We start from the raw sequence: 26,691 nt of genomic DNA on the forward strand, positions 1-26,691 counted from the left end.
CGGTTAAATTTACCGTGCTGCACCCTTACTTCCCATGCAACTCCTTCCTTAACAGCACCAACTCGCCCGCCAAATCGCGGCACAGCATCGCCGTCATCAGATGATCCTGCGCATGCACCAAAATCAGCGTGACCGGTACTTTACCGCTGCCTTCATCGGCACCAATTAACGCGGTCTGGATTTTATGCGCGGCTTTTGCGGCCTCGTCGGATGCTGCTAAAGCCTCATCGGCACCGTGCCAGTCAGCTTTACGCGCCTGCTGAATCGCCATCATGGCTTGCGATCGCGCCTCACCGGCATTAATCAGCAACTCCATCATCGTTTGTTCAAAATCCATATCCGCCTCACTTATTGGTATGCCAAATTGGTAATAACGATGCTACCGGAATACCAAAAATGAGTTCCGCGAGCATGATCACAGAAATTAACGGCGAATATCGCCATTTTGGTATGCCACGAACCATCAAGCTGATGCATAACACCTAAAACCGCTGAGGGTTGACCAATGTCTCTACAGGAACGTCTTATCGATTCACTGGGTAGCTTTGCCACGCGATTCAACAGCTACCGCTACATTATGGCGATCAAAGCCTCGTTTATTACGCTGATGCCGGTGATCATCGTCGGCGCGTTTTCGGTGCTGATTTCCAACATGGTGCTGGATCCGAAAAATGGCCTCGCCAGTTTCTCTGCGCTGTCGTTTCTCGCCGATCTGAAACCGATCACCAGCAGCATTAACTACGCCACGCTGAGCTTTCTGAATATCGGCGCGGTGTTTCTGATTGGTATCGAACTGGGCCGCATTAACGGCATTAAAACGCTGTTTCCCGGCCTGCTGGCGATCATCTGCTTCATCTCGGTGACGCCCACCACGCTGCAAATGCTGGTGGATGGCCAGATGCATGTGGTAACCGATGTGCTGGCGAAACAGTTCTCCGATACCAAAAGTCTGTTCCTCGGCATGTTTATCGCCATTCTGTCGGTGGAGATTTACTGCCGGCTGGAGCAGGTTGAACGGCTGAAGATCAAAATGCCGGATACCGTGCCGCCGAACGTTGCCGCGTCATTTTCTGCGCTGATTCCGTCGATCATCACCGTCACGCTGGTCGCCACCTTTGGCTTTATCTTCCATCAGATCACCGGCATGTACCTGTACGACGCAGTGTACAAAGTGGTGCAGCAGCCGCTGGAATCGGTGGTGCAGAGCTTGTGGGGCATTCTGCTGCTGATGTTTGTTGCCCAGCTGTTCTGGGTGATTGGTATTCATGGCAACCAGATGGTGAAACCGATTCGTGAGCCGCTGCTGCTGGGGGCGATTCTGGTCAACATGAACGCCTTCGAGCAGGGCAAGGAAGCGCCAAACATCATCACCATGCCATTCTGGGACGTGTACATGAGCATCGGCGGTTCCGGCCTGACTATCGGGCTGTTAACCGCCGTGATGATTGCCACCAAACGCAAAGAGATGCGTGAAATCGCCAAACTGTCGTTTGGACCTGGCTTATTCAACATCAATGAGCCGGTGATTTTTGGTATGCCGATCATGCTCAACCCCATTCTTGCCATTCCCTTCATCATCACCCCGCTGGTAACCGGTTCGATTGGCTATTTCGCCACGGTGATGGGCTTTGCCGGCAAAGCGGTGGTGATGGTTCCCTGGACTACGCCGCCGATCATCAATGCGTGGCTTTCTACCGCCGGTTCGATGGGCGCGGTGGTGACGCAGATCATCTGCATCGTGGTTTCAGTATTGATTTATCTGCCTTTTGTCAAAGTGGCCGCGCGTCGCGCCGAAGCGGCGGAAGCAAAAAATCTGCAGGCCGAACTGGCACAAAATTAAGGAGGATCTATGAGTAAGCACACTATTGCGCTGCCGCAGGGTTTTATTCTCGGCGCGGCGGCATCGGCCTGGCAAACCGAAGGCTGGAGCGGCAAAAAAGCCGGCCAGGATTCGTATTTGGATGCCTGGTATCAGCAGGATCGCCACGTCTGGCATAACGGCTATGGACCGGCGGTAGCAACGGATTTTATCAACCGCTTCCGCGAAGACGTGGCGCTGATGAAAGCGGCGGGGCTGACGCACTATCGCACCTCGATCAACTGGTCGCGTTTTCTCACCGATTATGAAAACGCGGTGGTTGATGAGGAGTACGCGGCCTACTACGACCAGTTGATTGATGAGATGCAGCGACAGGGCATTGAACTGATGTTGTGTCTCGAACATTACGAACTGCCGCTGCAGTTGCTGGAGGAGTACGGCGGCTGGCAATCAAAACATGTGGTTGAGCTTTTTACTCGCTATGCCGAGAAGGTGTTTGCCCGCTACGCCGGAAAAGTGACGCGCTGGTTTGTTTTCAATGAGCCGATTGTGGTGCAGACGCGCGTCTATCTTGATGCGCTGCGCTGGCCGTATGAGCAGAACACCCATAAGTGGATGCAGTGGAATCACCATAAAAATCTCGCCACGGCGAAGGTGGTTAAGCTGTTCCGCCAGCAGGGTTATGCCGGCACGGTGGGCACCATTCTCAATCCGGAAGTGACCTATCCGCGCTCTTCGGCGGCGCACGATGTTAAAGCCGCAAAAATCTACGATCTGTTCTACAACCGGGTGTTTCTCGATCCGGCAATCAAAGGCGTCTATCCAGCGGAATTACTGCAGTTGCTGGATAAACATGAGGTGCAGTGGGATGCGACCGAGGAAGAGCTGGCGATCATCGCCGCCAACACCGTCGATGAAGTGGGGCTGAATCTTTACTATCCGCATCGTGTTAAAGCGCCTTCACGCGCCTGGCACCCAGAGACGCCATTCCATCCCGCTTTTTACTACGAACATTTTGAGTTGCCAGGCCGCCGCATGAACAGCTCGCGCGGTTGGGAAATTCAGCCGCGCATTGTCTTCGACATGGCGCAGCGTATGAAAGAGGAGTACGGCAATCTGCCGTGGTTTGTGGCCGAGAGCGGCATGGGCATCGAGAATGAAGCGCAGTTTAAGGATGCGCAGGGAGAAATTCAGGACGACTACCGCATCAACTTTATTGCTGAACATCTCTACCAGGCGGTGCGTGCGCGTGAAGCGGGCAGCAACTGTCAGGGCTATATGCTGTGGGCGTTCACCGACAACGTTTCACCAATGAACGCCTTCAAAAACCGCTACGGACTGATCGAGATCGACCTCGACAACCAGCGGCAGCGGCGGATGAAGAAATCCGCGCACTGGTTCCGTCAATTGCGCGATACCCAGCAATTGACCCTCAACATTGACGATGAAGCCAAATAAGGACCACCAATGAAACGCATTATTCTGGCCTGCGCGGCAGGCATGTCGACTTCGATGTTAGTCACCCGCATTGAGAAAGAGGCGGTAGCACGCGGTCTTGAGTACCAGATCTACGCTATTCCGGAACAAAACCTGCGTGAAGAGTTACAAAACTACGGCCAGGACGTGGTGGTGGTGCTGTTGGGACCGCAGGTGCGCTTTAAGCTGGAGGAGAATAAAAAGCTGACCGACAGCTATCAGCTGCCGATTGCGGTGATCGATACCGTGGCTTACGGCACGTTGAATGGTGCAAAGGTACTCGATCAGGCACTGGCTTTGGTACACTAGCGCCCAGATAGCAGTCAGGCTCCGGCTCGCACAGGACGCGGCCGGGCCGAATGCACCATGATGCAAAAGGGTGAGAGCGTGGAAAAAGCCGAAGCGCCACAAGAGAAAAAGCAGTATCAGGAAATTGGTCAGCATCTGCGTCAGCAAATCCTTGATGGTCATTATCCGGTTGGATCACGACTGCCGCCAGAGCGGCAGTTGGCCGAAACCTGGGGCGTGAGCCGCACCATTGTGCGTGAAGCGTTGCTAATGCTGGAGCTGGAAGGCACGGTGGATATTCGTCAAAGTTCTGGCGTTTACGTGATGCGCATTCCTTCGGAAAGCGAGGATGCGGAAGAGGCCTTTTTCCGCAGCGATGTCGGCCCGTTCGAGATGTTGCAGGCGCGTCAGCTGCTGGAGAGCAACATCGCGGCCTTCGCCGCCAAAATGGCCACCAAAGCCGATATTGAAAACCTGCGCCGCACGCTGGAGCAAGAGCAGCGCGCCATCGCGCTCAACGACAGCAGCCAGGATAACGACAAGTTATTTCATCTGCTACTGGCAGGCGCGACGCAAAATCAGATGTTGCTCGATACGGTGACCAGCGTCTGGCGTCATCACGAAGCCAGCCCGCTCTGGCAGCAGCTGCGACCGCAGTATGAAACCCGCGCCTATCGCCTGAAGTGGCTGGGCGATCATCAAACCATTCTGGCCGCGCTGCGACGCCGGGATGTGATGGGTTCCTGGCAGGCGATGTGGCAGCACCTGGAAAACGTCAAGAACACATTGCTGGAGTTATCCGATGCCGATGCGCCAGACTTTGATGGCTATCTGTTCGAATCCGTGCCGATTTTCCAGGGTAAGTTGATGTGATGAGGTCGCCATTCATGGCGTAATGCCGCTCAGTTAAGCGCCGTATCAAATCACCGCTTCTTCCGTAGCGGCGCGATTTATCGCGCAATGCATTGCGCCGCTACAATGTGAGCTCTCGGTAACTAAGGATTTTCACGTCTTAACTGACGAGCATAACGTCCTAAATGCGGGCCCCTGTGTGATAGTAATTACAACGCAGCGCGCAAAGTTCAATGACTAAGCTGCACGATAAATCGCGACGCTACTCATGCTGGGTGAGCTTCGCGGTTAACGCACGCAGCGGCGTGTGCAATACCTCATGCAACGCGCGGATCGCTGGAGAGAACTGTTTGCGATGCGGGCAGATAAGGTGCAGCGGCGTGCTTTCGCCCGGCATCTCCGGCAGTACGCGCTCCAGCCTGCCGCCCAGCACATCGTCACACACATCAATCCACGATTTATAAGCGATGCCCATACCGGCGATGGCCCAGCGGCGCGCCACTTCGGCGTCATCACACAGCATGCGGCTTTTCACCGTGATCTGGCGGCGCATGCCATCCTGCGGGAAGGTCCATTTGTCGTACACGTGGCCGCCCATCATAAACAGCAGGCCATGATGGTGCTGGCCGATATCCTCCAGCTGTTGCGGGCGACCGTGACGATCAAGATAATCCGGCGACGCCACCATCACGCGGCGATTATCCTCCGCCAGCGGCAACGCCACGTAGCTGCTGTCTTCCAGCTTGCCGTAGCGAATGGCGATATCCACCGGATCGCGAAACACATCGCTGATCTGGTCGGAAAAGGAGAGCCGCACCGCCAGCGCCGGATGCGCGCGGCAAAAGTCAGTGATCAACGGCAGCAAAATATTGCGACCAATATCCGACGGCAGCGCGATTTTTAGCTCGCCGCTCAGCGCATCTTCATCGCTCTGCAAGCTTTCGGCACCGGCATGCATCAGCGCCAGCATCTCCTGCGCAAAGGGCAGATACTTTTCCCCTTCGGCGGTTAAGCGCAGGCTGCGGGTAGAACGGGCGAACAAGCGGCGATCCAGTTCCCGCTCCAGCCGCTGAATTGCCGCGCTGACCTGTCCGGGCAGTAAATTCACCTCGCGCGCCGCGCGTGAAAAGCTGCCGAGTGCGGCTGAACGCACAAACAGAGTGACATCTTCCAGTCGGATCATCTTCTTATTCATCATGGTAGTCAGCAGGGATTTTCACTCTAAGAGTGAAAGTGTTCACCTGCAACTGGCATTTTTCATTGCGCTGCGGACCGCTATGCTGAATTTACTTCACCAAACCTGCTGATGAATAAGGATCTGCCTGATGAAAGCCATTGTTTATAGCCAAAACGGTTTACCGATTTCCGATGAAAATGCGCTGTATGAGCTTGAGGTTGATAAGCCAACGCCGGGCGCGCGCGATCTGCTGGTAAAAATTCACGCCATTGCGGTGAATCCGGTGGACACCAAAGTGCGCGCCGGTGCGCCAACCGATCAGCCGCGCATTCTGGGTTGGGATGCGGTAGGCGTGGTGGAAGCAGTGGGCGCAGACGTCACGCTGTTCCAGCCGGGCGACGAGGTGTTTTATGCTGGTGATATCACGCGCGCCGGCAGCTATGCCGAATATGGCCTGGTGGATGAACGCCTCGCCGGGCACAAACCGCGTTCACTGAATGACGCCGATGCCGCCGCGCTGCCGCTGACCTCGCTGACCGCGTGGGAACTGCTGTTTGATCGTCTTGAGGTACAAGCCGATGACAACGCCGCGCTGCTGATTATTGGCGCAGGTGGCGGCGTCGGTTCCATATTGACGCAACTCGCCAGCAAGCTAACCAAATTGACGGTGATCGGCACCGCTTCCCGCCCGGAAACGGCGGATTGGGTGCGTTCACTCGGTGCGCACCATGTGATTGATCATTCTCAACCGCTGGGCGAACAGCTGGCGGCGATTGGACATAATGAGGTGCGCTATGTCGCCTCGCTGACGCATACCGACAGCTATTACGATCAGCTGATTGATGCGCTCGCGCCGCAGGGCAAGCTGGCGTTGATCGACGATCCCGAGACGCTGGATGCGGTGCCGCTGAAGCGCAAAGCGATTTCACTGCACTGGGAATTGATGTTTACGCGCTCGCTGTTCCATACCGCCGATATGCAGCGCCAACATGAGATTCTGCAGCGCGTGAGCCAGCTGATTGATGACAAAACGCTGCAAACCACCGCCGGCGAACATCACGGCATGATCAATGCCGCCAATTTGCGCAAGGCGCATGCGCTGATCGAGAGCGGTCGCGCACGCGGTAAGATCGTGCTGAGCGGGTTTTAACCAACTTAACGCAATAAATGATGCAAACCACGCGCAATAAATTGCGCCGCTACGGATATCCGCACACTTGTGTAGCGGCGCGATTTATCGCGCTACAAAGAAAAAGGAATAGGCCATGACACTCAATGATGCAGTCGCTCGTCGTCACACTGTAAAAGCCTTTGAACAAGGTAAAAGCCTGCCGCAGGATGAAATCGAAACCCTGCTGAACGTGCTGCGCAACAGCCCGTCTTCGGTGAACTCGCAGCCGTGGCATTTTGTGGTGGCGTCAACCGAAGCGGGTCGCGAGCAAATCGCCGCATCCACCGATGGCGCCTTTGCCTACAACAGCCCGAAAGTGCGCAATGCCTCGCACGTTATCGCGCTGTGCATGCGCACCGATCTGGATGAAGCGCATTTGCAGAACGTGCTCGATCAGGAAGATGCTGATGGCCGTTACGCCAAGCCGGAAAGCAAAGCGAACAATGACATGGTGCGTCGCAGCTATGTCGATATGCATCGCTATGAATCACGCGATGTGCCGCAGTGGATGGAAAAGCAGGTTTATCTGGCGTTGGGCGGATTGTTGCTGGGCGCAGCGATGTTGGGCATTGATGCCACACCGATGGAAGGTTTCGATCAGCGCGCGCTGGATCAGGCGCTGGGTCTGCGTGAGAAGGGCTTTACCAGCGTGGTGCTGGTGTCGCTGGGTTATCGCAGCGATGCGGATTTCAACGCCGCGCTGCCGAAATCACGTTTGCCACGTGACGAGATTTTTAACTTTATTTAAATATTTCGCGCAATAAATTGCGCCGCTACGGATGGACGCACGTTTCTGTAGCGGCGCGATTTATCGCGCAAGATCAATACGGAAACCGCAACGTAAAGCGGTTCACACCCTGCTCGCTATGCATCTCACAACTTCCCTGATGCAAACGCATAATGCTGCGCACAATCGACAATCCCAAGCCGCTGCTGCCCTGATGATGTGACGCATCGGCGCGCCAGAAGCGATCAAAGATGCGTGCCTGCTGTTCCGCGCTCATTGCCGGGCCCTGATTCTCCACCATCAAAGCGCTGCCCCGATTGAAAATGCGCACGGTGGAATCTCGTTCGCCGTAGCACAAGGCGTTGGCCATCAGATTCGCCAGCGCGCGTTGCAGCAGTTGCGGATCGGCGAGCAGTTCGCCGTACAGCGCCAAATAATCTACGACGCTGTGCGTCTGACTCAGTGCCACTTCAGTTTGGCCGATCAGCGTGCTAATCGGCGTGCGCAGATCGTGCGCCATATCAACAGAAACCTGGCTCAACTGTTGATAACCCCTTTCAAGGCGCCCCAGCATCTGATTGAAAGCCGCCACCAGCGGCTGCAGTTCCGCTACCGCCTGTTCAGGCATTCGCTGCGACAAAAGGCGCACGTCAATCGCATCCGCCTGCGATAGCCAGCAGCATGCCCGCTGCAAGGGTGAGTTTGTTCAATTTCATCTTAATACTCCTGATTTGAAGGTAGGCCATCAGGATATGCAATCGGCTCTGACATCAGCGTGAGCGAGTTATGACAAAAGAATGACATGCGCACTTGTTATATAGAAATGACCTAACGTAATAGGTGGATCTAAAATTTGATAATCAGTATCGTAGACCACAGTTACTATAAGGATATAGGATGCAAAAGTTATGTTTAACAACAGTGAAGTCATCAGTTATCTTCAAGCAAATAAAATTCTCGCAATGAAACTTGACAATGCCGTTGATTCCGTCGGAAAACAGGTGGCGGAACAGGTCAAATCAATCGGTGCTGGTGCTACCCGAGCGTTGTTTTACACGTCCTGTTTCACTGATGAATATAACGATGTATGCCTGCGGCAAAAAAATGAAGATATCCGTTTTCGGGATGGGGTTTACCGACTTCTCAGGCATGGAGATATTGGCTTTGAGATGCTTAAAGTATATTTTGAAGAACTGCTAAAATATAAAACTGCACAGCAATTAGAATACATAAAGAAAAAGCTTATGACGGTTAATGTTCATATTGCTGCAAGTTCACTGACTAACGCAGGTTTTGCTATGGCGGCAGCCAGCGCCGTTCGCATGGGATTAAACCTGAGTATGGAGATCAGCGCGCTGACAGGGCGAATAGCCGGTGGTGTAGTGGGAGCAGCAGCTTTGTATGGTATTGTTCAGAGGGCAGCAGATAGTGCGCACCGCCTTCAAACTCAATATCCCGTCTATTATTCAGCGCTCTATTTACAGAATCTGGAAATGATGTATTTCCTAATTGAACCCGTAATGCAACGCGCGAGTGCCCTGGATGCTCAGTGGGCAACTGAAGAAAATATTGCAGATATCATTACCCGGTTGATTAGGTAACTATGATTAAATTTATAAAAGACTCAATGTGTTCATTAGTTAGGTCGTTAGTATGGATATACGGACCGGCAATATTGACCATTGCCTTTGCATTACTTCAGGCTCATTTTTTTCCAGGAAGTCCAGTTTGGCCTATTGCGGTTTTCTTTATATTCGTGCTGGTCATCGTGGCTCGTTACATAAAATGATGAAGTTTAAAAAACTGTTAACAGATAAGGATATTGTATGTCGACGCCCGCACATTTATGGCTAGAAGATGAAAATGGCTCGCCTATTGTTGGAAGTTGTTTAATCCCACTGAGGTTAGGTTCTATCGAATTAAAATCATTTTCACACGGCATAACCATCCCAGTAGATCCAAATAGGGGAAAATTGACCGCAACGCGAGTCCATCAACCTATCGTGATAGTAAAAGAGTTCGACAAGACAACACCAATTCTTTATCGCGCTGTATGTGAAGGGCGCACACTTAAAAAAGCTACGATCAAGATGTATCGGATTCTTGAATCAGGCATTGAGTCCGAATATTTCAATATCATTTTGGATAACGTTAAAATCACCACGGTTTCGCCTTACCTTGCCCCAAATGGTCAGAGCAACACTCATGTTGAAACATTAGAGTTGCGTTATGAGGCGATCACCTGGAAGTACACGGAAGGAAATATTATTTACCGCGATAGATGGAATGAATACGCTTGCGCGTGACACTATTTCAGTGACCAAAGTTATAAAGTGTATCCAAACTAAGTTTGTTTCCGCATAACGTTCATCTTCGGCATTAAGATTCTCTTACTGCCGAAGATAAAATCGCTTAACCCCTTCTGTTTAATAAGTATTCCCTCTGCATTAAATCCGTAATTTCTGTAGTGAGATCATGTCCACCATGTTATTAACTCTGTATGACGTTGTGAATTTAGCTACCTGCCGGAGATAACAATGAAGAAAAGTTTGTCCTTTGCCTTACTGCTTTCGCTGAGTGCTTTCAGCCACGCTTCATTTGCCCAGCAAACCTTGCGTTTCGGCGTTGATCCGACGTTCCCGCCGTTTGAATCCAAAGCCAGCGACGGTTCTTTGCAGGGCTTTGATATCGATCTCGGCAACGCGATCTGCGCCCAGGCCAAAGTGACGTGCCAATGGGTGCAGATTGGTTTTGATGGCAGCATTCCGGCGCTGCAGGCGAGAAAGTTTGATGCGATTCTTTCGGCGATGTCGATGACGGAGAAACGCCGCGAGCAGGTCGCTTTCAGCGACATGCTTTACGTCACGCCGAGCGCATTGCTTACACCCGCCAAAGCGCCGCTAACGGGAGACATTAACGCGCTGCGCGGCAAAAGAATCGGCGTCGCGCAGGGCACCATTCAGGAAACCTACGCCAAAGCGCAGTGGGCAACCAAGGGCGTGAGTGTGGTTTCTTACCCTAATCAGATGGAGATCTACCCTGACCTGGTGGCGGGACGGCTCGACGCCAGCCTGGCCAATGCGGTTTCGGCAGAACAAGGTTTTCTTAACACGCCAGCCGGCAAAGACTACGTCATCAGTGCCACGCTGGTGGATAAAGAGGTGTTGGGCAATGGCGTGGGCATTGGATTGCGTAAAGACGATGCGGCCAATCTGAAGTTGATCAACAGCGCGCTGGCCGAACTGCACAGCAACGGCACTTACGACCAACTGGCGAAGAAGTACTTCAAATTCAAGGTCTATCCGTAAAAGTCATATGCACGCAAGGTCGCCATTGATGACGACCTTGCCCACCAACCGCACCCACACTCACTCAAAAATCATGACGAACTTACCGCACTACCCAACTCAACGCGCCCGCTTTCTCGCCGCCGTCAAACGGCAAAACGGCGCATTAACGTCCTACGCGCATCCGTTACCCGGTCCGCAGGGCGAGGAACTTTTCACTGACGTAGCGATAATCGGCGATGTCAACGCATCACGGCTGATGCTGGTGATCTCCGGCACGCACGGCGTAGAAGGCTATTACGGCTCCGATTGCCAGATCGCCTGGCTGGATACCTTCAACCTCACGGCGCTGCCGGCGGATACTGCTATCGTGATGCTGCATCAGCTCAATCCGTGGGGCGCGGCGCATTTACGCCGCGTCAATGAAGACAACATCGACCTCAATCGCAACTTTATCGATTTTTCACAGCCTTCACCCGCCAATCCCGATTACGCCGCGTGGCATGGCATTTACCACGGGGAACGTGCCCGCGCCGATAAGCTGTTAGCTGACGCGCTCAACAGCGCCGGTTGGCCGGCGATAAAACGCGTGGTGGAAGCGGGGCAATATGGCGCGGCGGACGGTTTCTTCTTCGGCGGCCAACAGCCAGGCTGGTCGTACCGCACGCTGCAAACCATCATCGCCGATCACTTGTCGCAGGCCAAAACCATCATCAGCTTCGATCTGCACACCGGCGCGGGCGCGTGGGGACATCCGATGCTGCTGTCGATTGCCGAGCAGCGTTTTGCCGCACATGACTGGGGCAAGGAGATTTATGGAGAATGGTTAACGCTGCTGTTCACCGGCGCAGGGCGCGACAGCGAAACCGGCGTGACCGCGACGGCTACCGGCTATGTGTCGCAATTTCTGCTGACGTCGCTACCGAAGACGCAGATTTTGCCGCTGGTGGTGGAGTGCGGCACCTATCCTGGCGAGGAGATGCATCGCCGCGTGCGCGACGATCACTGGCTGCATCTGCAAGGCGATCCAGCCAGTGAAAGCGGGCGGGCGATTAAGCAGGAGCTGGTAGAAGGATTTTGGCCCGCCGACGCTGACTGGCGCGCGCTGGTGGCTTTTCGCACCCAGCAGATTTTTGTGCGTGGCTGGCGGGCGTTAATCGATTTATAAGCGTCCGTAAAACGTCATGCGGGCGGTTTCCGACAGGGCAATGCCTGGCTCGGTGTTATACGCCAGCACCGCAAGCATGCGGGTGATATCGCCTTCGGTTGGCGTAACGCGATGCAGCGAATTGCGCCCACGGAACAGCACCAGATCCCCGGCATCAATCGCCAGCGCTTCCACCGGCTGGCGCTGATCCAGCACCGCCGCCACACCGTCGAAATTCATCTCACCGGCATCGGCATCGCGCAGATCTTTCACATACTGGAACACGGCGCCGGCGCGCGGTTTCTGCACCAGCAGCGTGATGGCGAACGACGAGTTATCAAAGTGCCAGCCCAGTTCCTGGCCGTCGGGCGCGTAGTGCAGATTGATCGACGAAAGCGGATCGGCATACGGATAGAGCGCCTCTTCACCCAGCACATCGCACAGGAAGCTTTTGAACAGTTCATCGTTGTAGAGCTGGCGCAGCGGCGAATCGGCGGCAATCACATCATCGGTGATGCAGCCTTTGGTGCTAATGACATCGCGATTACGCGGATGATCGGCGCTGAAAGCCTCATCTTTTTTCATCAGATAAACGTTGTGTTTGCTGGCGGTGTGATACGCCAGATGGCGCTGCGCATCGCCTTCGGCAATGATGGCCTGCAGCGCAGCGGGCTGCAGGAACTGACGCAAAATTAAAGCGCCGTGCTGATTAAGTTGGTCACGGCAGGTGCGACGCCAGTCGGCATCGGCCAGCGGATGCAGATCGAAACGAATCAAGGCAGACATAGTTTTACTTCTCATGTGTTACAGGTGTGTAAAGACTGTAACTCGCTGATATGTTAATACGTAACGATAAAAATTTAACACCTTGCTAAGGAAACCTTAATGCCCGCCCCATCACCACGTTTGCCCAAAATCAGCGTCATTCAATCCTTCAAAGTGGCGGCGGAACTGGGCAGCCTGGCGAAAGCGGCTGCGCAGCTGGCGTTAACGCCCGCCGCCGTGAGCCAGCAAATTCGCCAGCTGGAAGAGCAATTGGGCAGCACGCTGTTTGTGCGCACACAAAGCGGCGTGATGCTGACGGAGATGGGCAAAGAGTATCTGCGTTATGTCACTGAGGCGTTCGACATTCTGCACCTCGGCCAGCAAAACCTGCGCCATGCGGCGTCGGCACCGCGATTAACGCTCTATTCGCTGCCGGCGCTGGCCTCAAAATGGCTGCTGCCGAACATCGCGCAGTGGCGCGCGCACTGTCCTGAAATTGATTTATCGCTGCACGGCACCCATACGCAAGTGGATTTCAACGCCACGCCAGCCGATTTTGTCATCTGTTTCGGCGAAGATCGCTATCCGCAGCTGGACAAGCAGCTGCTGTTTCTCGATGAGGTGTTGCCAGTGGCGAGCCCGGCGCTACTGCATCGTTTTGCCGGTATGGATGTGTTGCAGCATGCGCCGCTGATTCAGCTCGACTGGGGCAACGAAGGACGTTTCTTACCTGACTGGCGCAGCTGGTTTCAGACCAAAGGCATTGACGATGCGCCGCCGCAGCCGTCGTTCAGTTTCAATCTTACCTCACTGGCGATTGATGCCGCCGTGGCAGGCGCGGGCTTGCTGCTCGGTCAGCGGCGTTTGATTGCCAACGAACTGGCGCGCGGCGAGCTGGTGGTTGTCGATCCGCTTAGCTTGCCGCTCAGCAAACCCTATTTCCTCGTCTGGCCGCAGCGCTCGCTCAGCCAGCCGGGCAGCGCTGCGCTAATCCACTGGCTCACGCAGCTGGCGGGATAATATACCCATTCGTAGCATCGCCCTTTATGGCGACCTGGAAAAGAAAGGGAGTTCACCAATGACCACAGATCTCAACTTCTGGCTCACCGCGTTGGTGGTGGGCAGCACCATTTTGCTATGGGCCAGCGCGCGTTTGCCGGAATACGTTACCGCTTTGCTGTTTTTCACGGCGGCGATGTTGCTAAAGTTGGCTCCTGCCAGCAGCATATTCAGCGGTTTTGCCTCGTCGGCGTTTTGGCTGGTGCTCAGCGGATTTGTGCTGGGCGCGGCGATCCGCAAAGTTGGTCTGGCGCAGCGCTGGGCGAACTGGCTGGTGGTGCCGCTTAGCCAAAGCTGGCCGCGTATGATTGCGGGAACCGTGCTGCTGACTTATCTGCTGGCGTTTGTTATGCCCTCAAATATGGGACGCATCGCGCTGCTGATGCCGGTGGTGCTGGCGATGGGCGAACGCGCAGGAATCAAAGCGGGCAGCCGCGGCAGTATTGGCCTGGCGCTGGCAGTGGGATTTGGCACCTTCCAGCTCTCCGCCAGTATTTTGCCCGCCAACGTGCCGAATCTGGTGCTGAGCGGCGCGGCGGAAAGCGCGTATCAGTTACATCTGCAATGGTTGCCGTGGTGGTTGCTGCATATGCCGGTGGTGGGCGTCGTTAAGGGCTTGTTGATGATAGGTTGCCTGCTGTTTCTGTTTCACGCGCAGCCCAAAGCGGTCCACCAGCGCGACAGCTTAACCGCGCTTAGCCGCAGCGAATGGCGCTTGATTGGCCTGCTGGCGATCACCTTGCTGCTGTGGATGACCGACAGCGTACACGGCTTACCGGCTGCGTGGGTGGGATTGGCAGCAGCCTGTATCTGTTTATTGCCGCGCGTAGGTTTTATCTCCAGCGAGGACTTTGCCAGCGGGGTAAATTTCCGCACCTGCATTTACATTGCCGGGATTCTTGGCGTCGCCACGCTGGTAGTGGATTCAGGCCTGGGACGGATGATCGCCAATGCGCTGCTTAACGTTTTGCCGCTGCACGAACACCCATCCTTCAGCAATTTCGCGGTGCTCAATGCGCTGGTGTCGCTACTGAATTTCGTGCTCACCGCCAACGGCGTACCGGCGATGGTGACGCCGATGGCGCAAGAACTGGCGAACGCGTCTGGCTTTCCGCTGCTCACCGTGATCATGTTGCAGGTGTTTGCCTACGCTACGCCGCTGCTGCCGTATCAGGCATCGCCGGTGGTGGTGGCGATGGGACTCGGCAACGTTCCGGCGAAGGCCGGTTTACAGCTGTGCGCACTGATTTTTCTGCTTAGCGCGGTGTTGCTGTTACCGCTGGATTATCTGTGGTTTCGGCTGCTAGGCTATGCCTGATGTCTTTGCCAGAGATTGCCTATGCCAGCCAATAATGATTGGGTTGATTTTCGTCGTGATGATGAGACCGGAATTGAAAGCGTCAACGCGCACTTTCGCGGACACGCTTACGATCCGCACGATCATGACGAACTGCTGGTGGGCGTGACGCAACAAGGTTTACAGCGCTTCAACTGCCACCGTTCGCTGCACACCAGCACGCCGGGCCGGGCGATTCTGATTGAACCGGGTGCGGTACATGATGGCCATGCGCCGGACGCCGAGGGTTTCACCTACGTGATGCTCTATCTGCCGCAAAGCTGGGTGGCGGAGATGATGCAGCGTCGCGGCTTGGGCGATGTGTCGAATATCGAAGGCGCTTTCCGCCACACGTTGACTGACGATGCGCTGTTAGCCAGCGCCATTCAGCAAGCCTGGTTTGCCGTACATCAGGGTGAAGGGCGGTTGGCGCGCGATCAAAGCCTCGATCATTTGCTCACCCTGCTGTCACGCCATCTGGATACCAAACCCAGCCTGCAGCACAGCGAAGCGATGCGTCAGATGCAGCTGCTGCGCGACTATCTGCACGATTTTATGGCGCAGGATATTGGTCTGGATGAGCTGTCGCGCCTTTCCGGCATTGATCGATTTCGCCTGACGCGCCAGTTCAAACAGGCGTTCGGCCAATCGCCGCATGCCTATCTGGTGCGTTTGCGTTTGCGCAGCGCGCGCGCGTTGCTGGCGCAGGGCATTGAGCCGGTGCAGGTGGCGGCGCAGGTTGGATTTGCCGATCAAAGTCATTTGGGCCGTTGGTTTCAGCGCGCCTATCGCATGACGCCCGCCGCTTATCAACGTCAGTGCACAAACGTTCTATACGCTTCCCCGCCTGCTCTTAGATGATGAGGTTTTCGTTGTCATTGGAGAGTTGTTGCAGATGTTTGATACCAAAATCGCCCTGATCGTACGTGATGATTTAGCCACCTGGCAGCGCCTGAATGTGGTGGCGTTCCTCGCTACCGGCGTGGCGTCCGCCGCCCCCGAGATGATGGGCGAACCCTATGTTGATGCCAAAGCGCGACAATACGGCAACATGGCGGGCCAACCGATGCTGGTGTTTGCCGGGGATTTGGCCGGTTTGCAGCGTGCGCACCGTCAGGGACTGGAGCGCGAGTTAACCATTATTCCTTACGTGGAAGCGATGTTTTCTACCGGCCACGACGCGGCGAACCGCGAAGTGTTTATGGCGGAGGATGCTGATCATTTGAATCTGGTCGGCATTGCGCTGCGCGGCCCGAAGAAGGCGGTGGATAAGGCGATTAAGGGATTGGCGTTGCACGGGTAAAGCACGTTTTCCCTCACACTAACCCTCTCCCGCGGGCGGGAGAGGGAACCGATTGTGCGGCTTAGTAGATGATCATTCGCTCCACCTACTCATTCCCTCTCACGCGGGCGGGAGAGGGCCAGGGTGAGGGCAATACTAAACAAACTTATCCGCCGCGCTCAGCAACAAATCTTCCCGCCCACGCAGCGCCAGCAGCTCCAGCCCAATCGGCAAACCTGCGGCGCTGAATCCCGCTGGAATGCTGATCGCCGGTGCGCCGGTCACCGCTGAAATCAGCGCGTTGCTGCTATCCTGCATCTCACCGTGCTTAACCGGCGCACGGCGCACCACCGGATAAGCCAACAGATTGATCTGCTGCGCGGCGAAAAATTCAGCCAGCTGCAAATACAGATCGCGCTGACGCTGCTGCACCCGCCGGTAACCTTCACTCTCAACGCCCGGATGCTGGGCCCGCGTGGTAAACACCGTTTCCAGCTGAGGATGATAGCGCCCGGACGCCACCACTTCCGCCAGCGTGCGGACCTGCGCCTGCGATTTATCCGCCAGATACGCCGCCAGCGCAGCGGCAAATTCGTAGCCGATGATATTGGCGTCGGCGGCCAACGTCTCCAGCTGCGGATAACTCACCTCACGCGGCGCGAAATCCGCCAGCGCCGCGCGCACCGCCTGGTTAATCTCGCCTTCATCGGCAGCAAACCCTTCCAGCCAGATGCCGATGCGCAGCGGCTCATCGCTCTCCGCAAACTGTTGTCCGCTGAGAATTTCAGACGCTAAACGTAAATCCGCCACCGACCGCGCCAGCGGGCCGGGAATATCCTGAGTTGGCGACAGCGGCACAATGCCGTCAGTGCTGATTGCACCGCGCGTCATGCGCAGGCCAAAAAGATGGTTAAACGCTGCCGGAATGCGCACCGATCCGGCGGTATCGCTGCCGATCGCCAGCGGCACATAACCGGCTGCGACCGCCACGGCGGAACCGCTGCTCGATCCGCCCGGCGAGCGGCCATCAACCCACGCATTGTGGGTAAATCCGCTTAACGACGACGCGCCGGTAATGCCCGCCGCCAGCTCATGCATGGCGGTTTTGCCGATCATAATCGCGCCTGCTTTTCTAAGTCGGGTAACCAGCGGCGCATCGTCGCTGGCGATAACCTCACGCAGCAGCACCGAACCGGCGCTGGTCGGCCAGCCCTGCACTTCGATATTGTCTTTAATCAGCACTGGAATCCCTTCCAGCGGTCCCGCTACCTCGCCGCGCTGACGACGCGCATCGCTGGCGTCCGCTGCCGCTAAGGCTTGTTCGGCAAACAGCCAGGTGATGGCGTTGTAGCGCGGCTGATCCACCTCGGCAATGCGCTGCAGCGCGAAGGTGGCTAACTGGCGCGCGCTCACCCTGTGCTGGGTCAGCGCCTGCTGTAAATCGTTAATCGAAGCGGTGAGATAATCAGCGTATTGCATCAGGTTAAACCTCCAGCGGAATCCATTGCCCGTCGCGCGTGACGCGTCCGCACGCGCTGCCAGTAAAGTGGGTGCTGAACCAGATTGCCTGATGTTGTGCGCACCAGTCCACCACCCGTTGCCGTGAAGTGACCGCCAGCGCTTTATTCTCGCAAAACAGTGAGTTCCAGTGCGGATACTGAAACTGGATGGCATTATGCATCACGTCGCCAGCAAAGATGGCCGATTCACCGGCGCTTTCCAGCACGATCGAGGCATGATCAACGCTGTGACCGGGCGTGGAGAGATAGCGCAGCACGCCAGCAAACAAAGGTGAATTCTGAACGTTGATAGTCTCAAGCTGGCCGCTCCCGATAAGCGGCAGAATGCTGTCGCGATAGAGCTCCTGCGCCGCCGGATTCTGTTGACAGTGCGCCAGTTCCCGCGCCGAGCAGATATAGCGCGCATTCGGGAACATTGGCAGCCATTCGCCATCACGCTGATGCGTATTCCAGCCAACGTGATCGGTATGAATGTGCGTCATCAACACCAGCGTCACTTCCGCTGGATCAACGCCCGCCTGCGCGAGGTTTGTGGCATACGGCGTGTTCAGCTGGTGAAATAATGGCTTGTTGTCGCGATTGCGGCCGTTGCCGGTGGCGGTATCGATAATGATGGTGTGTTCACCGGTGCGCACCACCCAGCTATGAATCGACATTTCGGCGGGCTGCTCAGCTAATTCGTCACTCATTTCCGCGCGATGTGGCGTAAACAGCACGCCCAGCGGGAAGGCGGCGGTTTGTTCGCTTACTTTAGTAATCAGGCATTCGCCGACGCGAATCGTCATCAGGGGCTCCTAAATTTTTTGATGGCAGCGAAGAAGCCTCACTATACTGGCGGCACGATCATTATTTAAATCGATTAGAATCATTCAAAGCATCAACGAAAATGATTTTTCGCGCATCGACCTGAATTTGCTGGTGGTGTTGCTGGTGATGTACGAGGTGCGCAGTGTCACGCAGGCGGCAAATCGGCTCTATCTTGGACAAGCGGCGGTGAGCGCGGCGTTAAAACGGCTGCGCGAGATGTTTGACGATCCGCTATTTGTGCGCGCTGGATCGGCAGCTGCAGCAACAAGGTGTGGCGCGGCGCGTGCGCTATGTGACGCCAAATTTCTCCGCGTTGCCATGCTGCTTAAGCGTTTGCCGCTGTTCGCTACGGTGCCGCAGGGTTTGGTGCCATCCTGGTGCGATTTGTATGACCTGAGCGCCGCGCCAGTGCCGGTCAATATGCCGGATTATGAAGTGTCGCTGCTGTGGCATAACGCGCGCAGCGAAGATGCCGCCAGCCGCTGGCTGCGGGAGAGGCTGCGCGGGCTGATAAAGAGTAAGCCGCTTTGATGAGGTCGCCATAAATGGCGACCTTCACGTTTACCACGGCACCACACGCCCTAAATAATCCAGATAATGAATTCCGCGTCGCCCAGCGTAGCTTTCCATAGTGTTCAGCAAGTTCGGAATGCTCTCCTCAATGGTCAGGCGCGCTTCCGGGCCGCCCATATCGGTGCGCACCCAGCCGGGTGCCATCAACAATAACGTGCGCTCGCCGCCGCTACGTGCGGCGAAGCTGCGCATAAACATATTTAGCGCCGCTTTGCTGCCGCGATACACCTCGTAATTACCGTTGGTGTTGTTGGTCAAACTGCCCTGGCCAGATGACATCACCGCAAGAGTGCCGCTGGGCGTAACGCGATCTTTAAAGGTTTCAATCACCCGCAACGGGCTTAGCGCGTTAGTCACCATCACGCGGGTGAACTCTTCGGTGGAAACATCGGCGATGGTTTCGCGGTCATCATTTTTCACCCCTGCGTTGACGAACAGCATATCGAACTGCCAATCCGCCAGCCGCGTATGCAGCGCTGCGACCTGTTCCGGTTCATTGATATCCACGCTTTCCACCGTCAACTGTGCGGGGAAGCGATCGGCCAGTTGTTGTAAATTTCCTGTCGAGTTTTCACGTCCGGTGGCGACCACCTGATAACCGCGCTGCAGCATGGTTTCCGCCAGTGCCAAACCCAGGCCACGCGATGCGCCAATCAGTAATATCTTCATGTTGTTCTCCACGGTGTTTGCGATAAGAAGAGTGTAGCGCCGGGCGAGGGCAGGCGGAACGCGCAGCACTCGCAGTATTAACCTGCACCAAACGCCTTGTCTCACTGCGCTGAATCGGCGAGGATAGACCGCATGAATGATGCCGACCTGAATCTGTTAATTGCTTTGGATGCGCTGCTGATTGAAGGCAGCGTGATTGGCGCTGCGCGTCGCTTGGGCTTAAGCGAATCGGCGATGAGCCGCACGCTGGGACGCTTACGTGCCACCACCGGCGATGCGCTGTTAGTGCGCGCCGGACGCAACATGGTGCTGACACCTTATGCCGAAGCGATCCGCGAGCGCACGCATCACACGGTACGCGAGGCGCGTGCGGTGTTAAGCCCAACGGCGCAGTCGCTGGATCTGCATCAGCTAGACCGCTGCTTCACCCTGCGCACCAATGAAGGGTTCGTCGAAGCCTTTGGCAGCGCGCTCATCGCTGCCGTGGCGCACCAGGCGCCGCACGCGTGGCTCAGTTTTGTGCCCAAGCCGGAGAAAAGCGCGCGCGATTTGCGCGAAGGCAACATCGATCTGGAGATTGGCGTCCTGGCCAATATGGGCCCGGAGATTCGCCTGCAGGCGCTGTTCCGCGATAGCTTCGTTGGCGTGGTGCGCGCCGGGCATCCGCTCACGCAGCAGTTGGATATTACCCAGTTCGCGGCCTTTGGTCATATCGTGGCGTCACGGCGCGGTGAGCTTGGCGGGCCGATTCACGATGCGCTGCAGCAGGCAGGATTAACCCGCAAGGTGGCGGCGGTGGTAGCGGCATTCTCCAGCGCGGTGGCGCTGGCGCAGGAATCGGATCACATCGCTTTGGTGCCGCGTTCGCTGTTTCTGCATCATCCGTTGATCAAAAACAGCACCCGCTTAGCGATGTTTGAACTGCCGTTCGCTACGCCAGAAATGACCGTGTCACAACTGTGGCATCCGCGACTGGAAAATGACGCGGCGCATCGTTGGTTACGCGGCGTGGTAAAAAATGTTTGTCAGCCGCCGCGCACCGAACCACGCCACACCACATCAGCCTGATACAGCAGGCTTTCGTGCTGCTGTTCACCTTGCGGCGTGAAGCCGGTTTCCTCCTGCTCGGTGTGTATCAACCACTTCACCGCGTCCTGCGCGAACTGCTCAACCGGTTGGGAAAACGTGGTGAGATTGTAGGATGACCAGCCGGCCTGCGCGATGTTGTCGTAACCGATCAAACAGAGATCTTCCGGCACGCGCAGCGCAAAGCGGTGGCGCGCTTCATCCATAAAGCCGCAGGCCACCAAATCGGTGACGCAAAACACGCCGTCGGGTCGCTGATGACGCGTCAGCAAGCGGTGCGCCAGAATCTGCCCGCTCTCGTAAGAGGTGGTACCAAAACGTTCGATGGTCACGGTTAATCCCGCCCGTTCGGCCGCCAGCACAAAGGTGTCTTCGCGCTTTTTCAGGCTCGGCGTGCCCGCCAGCGAATTGGCAAACGCCAGATGCTGACAACCGGCGCGCTGAAACGCCATTACCGCCGTTTGCGCGGCGCTTTCGGCATCGAGATTGATGCTCAGCGAGCCCGGCAACGCTTCATCGCGGTTGATCAAAATGATGCGCTGACCGTGTTTATAGCATTGGCGCGTGATGGTGCGATCCGGCATGCCGGAGAGAATGATTGAGGCATCGGCGCGGAAATTAATCGCCTGCTGCAGCGCCGCCGAAACGCTGTTATCCGAGCGATCGGTGTTGATCAGCATCGCCACTTTGCCTGCTTCCTGCAAAAACTGCGTCAGCCAGCGCACCAGACTGGCGCGATAGGGCGTGGCGATTTCCGAGACGATCAGGCAGACAATGCTGCTGCGATTGCGCACCAGACCGCGCGCCAGATGATTGACGTGATACCCCAACTCTTCCGCCGCCTTCATCACCCGTTCTCGCGTTGCCGGTGACACGCTGGCGCCCGGCGTAAACGCGCGCGACACCGCTGAGCGCGATACGCCCGCGCGTTCAGCGACATCCTGCGCGCTCACCACCGCTTTCTCATGCTGCATGTTCAACACCTCTTCACAATCTGGCTGCAACTGAGTCTGCCTCAGATTGCAAAGCTGTGCAAACCGCTTTAGATCTCATTTGTTGCATTTTTGTGACATCGCCTAACAATTGCGCAGCGTGGTGTTTGACAGGACATTTCTTGTTCATTACTACTTTGCACACACGTGCAAGAAAAGGTGCCAATGAAGCACCAACCCTACAATCCAGGAGAACACTATGCGAGTCACCTCAATGGCCATCGCGCTATCCCTCTGTTGCACTGCCATACCTTTTGCCGCTTCGGCGGCGGGCAATCTGAACATGGTCTGCTCCGCCGATGTGGTGGTGTGCGAGCACATGACCAACATCTTCAGCAAGGCACATCCGGATATCAAAGTCAGCATGGTGCGCCTCTCGGCGGGCGAAGCTTATGCACGCCTGCGCAGCGAAGCACGCAATCCGCGCACTGATATCTGGTGGGCGGGCACCGGCGATCCGCATATGCAGGCGGCGGAAGAGGGGCTGACGCAGCCGTACAAATCGCCGCTGCTCGATCAGCAGCAGGATTGGGCGCAGAAGCAGGCGGAAAACTCCCATTACCGCACGGTGGGCATATACGCCGGCGCGCTCGGTTGGGGTTACAACACCAAATTACTGGCGTCGAAAAAGCTGAAAGAGCCGAAATGCTGGGCCGATTTGCTGGACCCAAGCTTCAAAGGAGAAATTCAGATCGCCAACCCGAACTCGTCGGGCACGGCGTACAACACGCTGGCGACGCTGGTGCAGATCATGGGTGAAGATCAGGCCTTTGATTACCTGAAAAAACTCAACGCCAATATTTCGCAGTACACCAAATCCGGCTCGGCGCCGGTGAAATCGGCGGCGCGTGGCGAAACCACCGTTGGCATTGTGTTTATGCATGATGCGGTGGCGATGGAAGTCGACGGTTTCCCGATCAAGACCGTCGCGCCCTGTGAAGGCACCGGCTATGAGATTGGCTCAATGTCGATTGTTAAAGGAGCGCGCAATCTCGCTAACGCCAAAGTCTGGTACGACTGGGCGCTGAGCGCCGAAGCGCAATCGCATATGAAAGAGGCCAAATCCTTCCAGCTGCCGTCGAACCGCAACGCGGAGATTTCAGAGTACGCGCCGCGCTTTGAGAACATCAAACTGATCGATTACGACTTCAAGACCTTCGGCGATTCGGCCAAACGTAAAGCGTTACTGGGACGTTGGGATAAAGAGATTGGTGCCAGCGCGCAGTAACAGAATTTGCGCACACCGTAGCGGCGCAATTTATTGCGCGTTGTTCGTCGGTGCATGCGGTTCGAATGTTGAAAAGCAAAAACGCGCGAGAAATCGCGCCGCTACGCATACGTGCACGCAATGACGTTTTGGGGGATTGGATGAATGCAAATAATCGTCGTCTGACAGGCGCGCTGCTCATCGGCGCAGTGGCGTTACTGCTGCTGCCGTGGTTCAGCCTGGAAGCCGGTTTCTTCAGCCGCGGCTGGTTAACCAGCCTGTGGAGCGATAGCGCCAACGCGCCTGCGTTGTGGCAAGTGGGCGAACATCCGTGGCTCATCATCGCCATCGCGCTGTTTGTGCTGTGCGCTGGCTGCGGCCTCCTGCCGGGCGCGGCGCGCAGCCGTTTGCTGCTGCTGTTCAGCGCACTTGGCGTGCTGTTCCTCATCATCGAAGGTCACGCCATTGGCTACAGCGGCTGGAGCTGGCTGTGGCTGGAAAACCGCTTCGGCACGCTCGCATCCGGCCAGCCGGCAATGGGCGCAGGTGCGCTGCTGTTGCTGACCACTTTTCTGCTGCTGTTCTCCTTCGCGCTGGCTGAACGCGGCGTGATGAAAGGCGACGCCTTTGTGGTGGCGTCGCTGGTGCTGCTCACCGCGCTGGTGAGCATCTTTGTGCTCTATCCGGTGCTGAGCATGTTTGTGGTGTCGGTGCAGGACGTAGACGGCAGCTTCAAACCGGATGGCTTAATCAGCAACATTCAGGATCCGTCGATCTGGAGCTTGTCCTGCTTGTCGGGCGGCACCTGCGGCACCGCATGGCGCACGTTGTGGCTGGCGCTGATGACTGCCGCCGGATCAACGCTGCTCGGTTTGGCGTTTGCCTTAGCCGCTACGCGCACGCCGCTGCCTTTTAAGAAAGCACTGCGCATGCTGACCATTCTGCCGATCATCACGCCACCGTTTGTCATTGGTCTGGCGCTGATCCTGCTGTTTGGTCGCTCCGGCGTGGTAACCGAACATCTGGCGGCGCTGTTTGGCATCGAACCGGGCCGCTGGCTGTATGGCTTAACCGGCATCTGGATTGCGCAGGTGCTGTCGTTTACGCCGATCGCGTTTCTGGTGCTGATTGGCGTGGTGGAAGGTGTTAGTCCGTCGCTGGAAGAGGCATCACAAACGCTGCGTGCCAATCGCTGGCGCACCTTTACGCGCGTCTCGCTGCCGCTGATGGCGCCGGGTTTAGCCAACGCTTTCCTGATCAGCTTTATCGAAAGCATGGCCGATTTTGGTAATCCGATGGTGCTGGGCGGCAGTCACGGCGTGCTCTCCACGGAGATCTTCTTCTCGGTAGTTGGCGCGCAGAACGATCCAAGTCGTGCGGCGGTGCTGGCGATGATTCTGCTGTGCTTCACGCTGACGGCCTTTGTGCTGCAGCGCTGGTGGCTCGGCGGTAAAAACTTCGCCACCGTCACCGGCAAAGGCGACGGCGGCAAACATGTGCAGCTGCCGCGCGTGCTGCGCTTTGGCGTGTACGGCATGGTGATTCCGTGGGGCCTGTTCACGCTGGTGATCTACGGCATGATTGTGGTCGGCGGGTTTGTGCAGTCGTGGGGATTGAATGATGCGCTGACCATCGAGCATTACGTGCGCGCCTTCGGCGTCAGCTTCAGCGACGGGCATCTGCTGTGGAGCGGCGTGGCGTGGAACTCGTTCTGGACCACGCTGGAGATCGCGCTGATTGCCGCGCCGCTGACGGCGATTGTCGGCCTGCTCACCGCATGGCTGATTGTGCGGCAGAAGTTTGCCGGTCGTCAGACCTTCGAGTTCCTGCTGATGCTGAGCTTCGCCATTCCCGGCACGGTGATCGGCGTGAGTTATGTGATGGCCTATAACCTGCCGCCGCTGGAGATCACCGGTACCGCGATGATCCTGGTAGCCTGCTTTGTGTTCCGCAACATGCCGGTCGGCGTGCGCGGCGGCATCGCAGCGATGAGCCAGCTGGATAAAAGTCTGGATGAAGCGTCATTAACGCTCGGGGCCAACAGCTTCCGCACGCTGCGCAAAGTGGTACTGCCGCTGCTGAAACCCGCCATCAGCGCCGCGCTGGTCTATGCCTTCGTGCGTGCCATTACCTCAATCAGTGCGGTGATCTTCCTCGTCAGCGCGCAATACAACATGGCAACCTCTTACATCGTCGGGCTGGTGGAAAACGGCGAATACGGTGTGGCGATTGCTTACTCAACCGTCTTGATTGTGGTGATGCTGCTGATCATCGGCATGTTCCAGTGGCTGGTGGGCGAACGGCGTTTGCGCCGCGTGGCCCGTCCGGTCGATATTGCGGTGCCGCCCGCAACAACCTCATTAACGCAGGAGAGAGCCGTATGACACGCGTAACCGCTGGATCTGTGGTGTTTGAACACGTCTCGAAACGCTTTGCCGGTTTTGATGCCATTCCCGATCTCTCGCTGACGGTGGAGCCCGGCACGCTGGTAACACTGCTGGGTCCATCCGGCTGCGGCAAAACCACCACGCTGCGCCTGCTGGCCGGGCTCGAGCATCCCAGCGCCGGGCGCATCTTGATTGGCGGCAAAGATGTCACCAACTTGCCCGCCAACGAGCGCGACGTGGCGATGGTGTTTCAGTCTTACGCACTGTTCCCGCACATGAGCGCGCTCGACAACATCATGTATGGCTTGCAGTCGTCGGGTATGAATAAGCGTGAAGCGCAGGACCGCGCGCGCGAAGGGTTGAAGCTGGTGGGCCTCGAACATCAGGGCCAGCGATTGCCGTCTGAGCTCTCCGGCGGGCAGCAGCAGCGCATTGCGGTGGCGCGCGCGCTGGTACTGGAGCCGCAGGTGCTGCTGCTGGATGAACCGCTCTCGAATCTCGATGAGCGTTTGCGTCGCCGGGTGCGCACCGATATCCGCGATCTGCAACAGCGGCTCGGCTTCACCGCGGTGTACGTCACGCACGATCAGGAAGAGGCGCTGGCGGTCTCCGATAAGATTATTGTCATGAAAGAGGGGGATATTGCCCAGCAGGGCGCGCCGGAAAGTCTTTATCACGCGCCGAACTCGGTGTTTATCGCCGACTTTATGGGCGAGGCCAATATCCTGCCATGCGAAGTGGAGCAGCTTGATGGCAGCGAAGCGCTGGTGCGACTCGGCAGCCAGCGCTATCGCGTGCGCGGCAACGGCCTGAAAACCGGCGCAGCACAGCTGTCGGTGCGACCGCAATTCATCACCCTGCGCGGAGAAGGCGCAGGTGCACTGCGCGGCGAAGTGACGCACAGCACGTGGCTCGGCGACCATATCGAATATGAAGTCGCCACCGAATTGGGTTCACTGTTTATTGTCGATGCCGAGATGGAGCAGCAGTTGCCGCTGGCCTCGAACGTCGCGATTGATTTTAAACCTCAGGGTTTGGCCCTGATTGCCGGTTAATGTAAGGAT

General features: G+C 56.6%; 27 protein-coding genes. 19 read left to right on the forward strand and 8 right to left on the reverse strand.

The window, feature by feature from the left end:
- Nucleotides 1-25 precede the first annotated feature (25 nt).
- On the reverse strand, nt 26-337 hold the full coding sequence (locus tag ACFQW4_RS00055; RefSeq protein WP_222212812.1) for a PTS lactose/cellobiose transporter subunit IIA: 312 nt from the start codon (nt 335-337) through the stop codon (nt 26-28).
- Nucleotides 338-505: 168 nt separating this feature from the next.
- Here ACFQW4_RS00055 and ACFQW4_RS00060 point away from each other — a divergent pair, with 168 nt between their 5' ends.
- The 4 genes from ACFQW4_RS00060 to ACFQW4_RS00075 all read left to right on the forward strand — a co-directional run bounded on the left by ACFQW4_RS00060 (nt 506) and on the right by ACFQW4_RS00075 (nt 4,456).
- The gene (locus tag ACFQW4_RS00060) at nt 506-1,840 is read left to right on the forward strand and encodes a PTS sugar transporter subunit IIC (protein WP_061719102.1); all 1,335 of its coding nucleotides are present in this window, start codon (nt 506-508) and stop codon (nt 1,838-1,840) included.
- Nucleotides 1,841-1,849: 9 nt separating this feature from the next.
- Entirely contained in the window at nt 1,850-3,277 is a 1,428-nt protein-coding gene (locus ACFQW4_RS00065) for a glycoside hydrolase family 1 protein (protein ID WP_271460521.1), read from the forward strand.
- Nucleotides 3,278-3,286: 9 nt separating this feature from the next.
- A complete protein-coding gene (locus ACFQW4_RS00070) occupies nt 3,287-3,604 on the forward strand; it encodes a PTS sugar transporter subunit IIB (protein WP_008110135.1) in 318 nt (105 codons plus the stop codon).
- A gap of 78 nt (nt 3,605-3,682) precedes the next feature.
- A complete protein-coding gene (locus ACFQW4_RS00075) occupies nt 3,683-4,456 on the forward strand; it encodes an FCD domain-containing protein (protein WP_036650080.1) in 774 nt (257 codons plus the stop codon).
- A gap of 241 nt (nt 4,457-4,697) precedes the next feature.
- On the opposite strand, the gene ACFQW4_RS00080 is transcribed toward ACFQW4_RS00075, so the two are convergent.
- Nucleotides 4,698-5,618, reverse strand: a complete 921-nt coding sequence (locus ACFQW4_RS00080; RefSeq protein ID WP_377723965.1) for a LysR family transcriptional regulator — start codon at nt 5,616-5,618, stop codon at nt 4,698-4,700.
- Nucleotides 5,619-5,760: 142 nt separating this feature from the next.
- On the opposite strand from ACFQW4_RS00080, the gene ACFQW4_RS00085 reads away from it, so the two are divergent.
- Nucleotides 5,761-6,762, forward strand: a complete 1,002-nt coding sequence (locus ACFQW4_RS00085; protein ID WP_377722988.1) for a zinc-binding alcohol dehydrogenase family protein — start codon at nt 5,761-5,763, stop codon at nt 6,760-6,762.
- A 115-nt stretch (nt 6,763-6,877) separates the two neighbouring features.
- Entirely contained in the window at nt 6,878-7,531 is a 654-nt protein-coding gene (gene nfsB, locus ACFQW4_RS00090) for an oxygen-insensitive NAD(P)H nitroreductase (RefSeq protein ID WP_377722990.1), read from the forward strand.
- Between the two features lie 73 nt (nt 7,532-7,604).
- Here nfsB and ACFQW4_RS00095 read toward each other — a convergent pair whose 3' ends face one another.
- Nucleotides 7,605-8,150, reverse strand: coding sequence for an ATP-binding protein (locus ACFQW4_RS00095; RefSeq protein ID WP_255610321.1), 546 nt, complete (start codon nt 8,148-8,150; stop codon nt 7,605-7,607).
- A 268-nt stretch (nt 8,151-8,418) separates the two neighbouring features.
- Here ACFQW4_RS00095 and ACFQW4_RS00100 point away from each other — a divergent pair, with 268 nt between their 5' ends.
- The 4 genes from ACFQW4_RS00100 (at nt 8,419) to ACFQW4_RS00115 (ending at nt 11,965) form a co-directional block, all read left to right on the forward strand.
- Nucleotides 8,419-9,111, forward strand: a complete 693-nt coding sequence (locus tag ACFQW4_RS00100) for a hypothetical protein (protein ID WP_377722992.1) — start codon at nt 8,419-8,421, stop codon at nt 9,109-9,111.
- Between the two features lie 225 nt (nt 9,112-9,336).
- Nucleotides 9,337-9,816: a type VI secretion system tube protein TssD gene (locus tag ACFQW4_RS00105; RefSeq protein WP_222234284.1), complete on the forward strand. Its 480-nt coding sequence runs from the start codon at nt 9,337-9,339 to the stop codon at nt 9,814-9,816.
- A gap of 231 nt (nt 9,817-10,047) precedes the next feature.
- Nucleotides 10,048-10,818, forward strand: coding sequence for a transporter substrate-binding domain-containing protein (locus ACFQW4_RS00110; protein WP_192413220.1), 771 nt, complete (start codon nt 10,048-10,050; stop codon nt 10,816-10,818).
- A 73-nt stretch (nt 10,819-10,891) separates the two neighbouring features.
- On the forward strand, nt 10,892-11,965 hold the full coding sequence (locus ACFQW4_RS00115; RefSeq protein ID WP_377723967.1) for a DUF2817 domain-containing protein: 1,074 nt from the start codon (nt 10,892-10,894) through the stop codon (nt 11,963-11,965).
- On the opposite strand, the gene ACFQW4_RS00120 is transcribed toward ACFQW4_RS00115, so the two are convergent.
- Nucleotides 11,960-12,730, reverse strand: a complete 771-nt coding sequence (locus ACFQW4_RS00120) for a 2OG-Fe(II) oxygenase (RefSeq protein WP_377722995.1) — start codon at nt 12,728-12,730, stop codon at nt 11,960-11,962. The genes ACFQW4_RS00115 and ACFQW4_RS00120 overlap by 6 nt on opposite strands.
- Before the next feature lie 99 nt (nt 12,731-12,829).
- Here ACFQW4_RS00120 and ACFQW4_RS00125 point away from each other — a divergent pair, with 99 nt between their 5' ends.
- From ACFQW4_RS00125 to ACFQW4_RS00140, 4 genes are read left to right on the forward strand one after another with little or no spacing between them, the layout of a single operon-like run.
- Entirely contained in the window at nt 12,830-13,729 is a 900-nt protein-coding gene (locus tag ACFQW4_RS00125; RefSeq protein WP_377722997.1) for a LysR substrate-binding domain-containing protein, read from the forward strand.
- Nucleotides 13,730-13,787: 58 nt separating this feature from the next.
- The gene (locus ACFQW4_RS00130; protein ID WP_377722999.1) at nt 13,788-15,086 is read left to right on the forward strand and encodes an SLC13 family permease; all 1,299 of its coding nucleotides are present in this window, start codon (nt 13,788-13,790) and stop codon (nt 15,084-15,086) included.
- A gap of 21 nt (nt 15,087-15,107) precedes the next feature.
- A complete protein-coding gene (locus ACFQW4_RS00135; RefSeq protein ID WP_101761724.1) occupies nt 15,108-15,965 on the forward strand; it encodes an AraC family transcriptional regulator in 858 nt (285 codons plus the stop codon).
- Nucleotides 15,966-15,999: 34 nt separating this feature from the next.
- A complete protein-coding gene (locus ACFQW4_RS00140; RefSeq protein WP_101761723.1) occupies nt 16,000-16,407 on the forward strand; it encodes a DUF2000 family protein in 408 nt (135 codons plus the stop codon).
- 135 nt (nt 16,408-16,542) lie between these two features.
- On the opposite strand, the gene ACFQW4_RS00145 is transcribed toward ACFQW4_RS00140, so the two are convergent.
- Nucleotides 16,543-17,865, reverse strand: a complete 1,323-nt coding sequence (locus ACFQW4_RS00145; RefSeq protein WP_377723001.1) for an amidase — start codon at nt 17,863-17,865, stop codon at nt 16,543-16,545.
- Between the two features lie 4 nt (nt 17,866-17,869).
- On the reverse strand, nt 17,870-18,691 hold the full coding sequence (locus tag ACFQW4_RS00150) for an MBL fold metallo-hydrolase (protein ID WP_377723002.1): 822 nt from the start codon (nt 18,689-18,691) through the stop codon (nt 17,870-17,872).
- Nucleotides 18,692-18,824: 133 nt separating this feature from the next.
- Here ACFQW4_RS00150 and ACFQW4_RS00155 point away from each other — a divergent pair, with 133 nt between their 5' ends.
- A complete protein-coding gene (locus ACFQW4_RS00155; protein WP_377723969.1) occupies nt 18,825-19,244 on the forward strand; it encodes a LysR family transcriptional regulator in 420 nt (139 codons plus the stop codon).
- Nucleotides 19,245-19,274: 30 nt separating this feature from the next.
- On the opposite strand, the gene ACFQW4_RS00160 is transcribed toward ACFQW4_RS00155, so the two are convergent.
- The gene (locus tag ACFQW4_RS00160) at nt 19,275-19,955 is read right to left on the reverse strand and encodes an SDR family oxidoreductase (RefSeq protein ID WP_377723004.1); all 681 of its coding nucleotides are present in this window, start codon (nt 19,953-19,955) and stop codon (nt 19,275-19,277) included.
- 132 nt (nt 19,956-20,087) lie between these two features.
- Between ACFQW4_RS00160 and ACFQW4_RS00165 the strand changes: the two genes are divergently transcribed.
- On the forward strand, nt 20,088-21,023 hold the full coding sequence (locus ACFQW4_RS00165) for a LysR family transcriptional regulator (protein WP_377723006.1): 936 nt from the start codon (nt 20,088-20,090) through the stop codon (nt 21,021-21,023).
- On the opposite strand, the gene ACFQW4_RS00170 is transcribed toward ACFQW4_RS00165, so the two are convergent.
- Nucleotides 20,981-22,015 carry a LacI family DNA-binding transcriptional regulator gene (locus ACFQW4_RS00170; protein ID WP_101761719.1) on the reverse strand — a complete coding sequence of 345 codons (1,035 nt, stop codon included), beginning with the start codon at nt 22,013-22,015 and terminating at the stop codon, nt 20,981-20,983. The two genes, ACFQW4_RS00165 and ACFQW4_RS00170, sit on opposite strands and share 43 nt — an antisense overlap.
- A 217-nt stretch (nt 22,016-22,232) precedes the next feature.
- On the opposite strand from ACFQW4_RS00170, the gene ACFQW4_RS00175 reads away from it, so the two are divergent.
- The 3 genes from ACFQW4_RS00175 (at nt 22,233) to ACFQW4_RS00185 (ending at nt 26,682) form a co-directional block, all read left to right on the forward strand.
- On the forward strand, nt 22,233-23,261 hold the full coding sequence (locus tag ACFQW4_RS00175) for an ABC transporter substrate-binding protein (RefSeq protein ID WP_377723008.1): 1,029 nt from the start codon (nt 22,233-22,235) through the stop codon (nt 23,259-23,261).
- 140 nt (nt 23,262-23,401) lie between these two features.
- Nucleotides 23,402-25,624, forward strand: coding sequence for an ABC transporter permease (locus ACFQW4_RS00180; RefSeq protein WP_377723010.1), 2,223 nt, complete (start codon nt 23,402-23,404; stop codon nt 25,622-25,624).
- Nucleotides 25,621-26,682 (forward strand): ABC transporter ATP-binding protein, encoded by a 1,062-nt coding sequence (locus ACFQW4_RS00185; RefSeq protein WP_061719127.1) that lies wholly within the window; start codon nt 25,621-25,623, stop codon nt 26,680-26,682. The genes ACFQW4_RS00180 and ACFQW4_RS00185 overlap by 4 nt, the downstream gene beginning before the upstream one ends.
- Nucleotides 26,683-26,691 lie beyond the last annotated feature (9 nt).

It is taken from the genome of Pantoea sp. GCM10028869 (assembly GCF_042666835.1).
Taxonomy (GTDB): domain Bacteria; phylum Pseudomonadota; class Gammaproteobacteria; order Enterobacterales; family Enterobacteriaceae; genus Pantoea; species Pantoea leporis.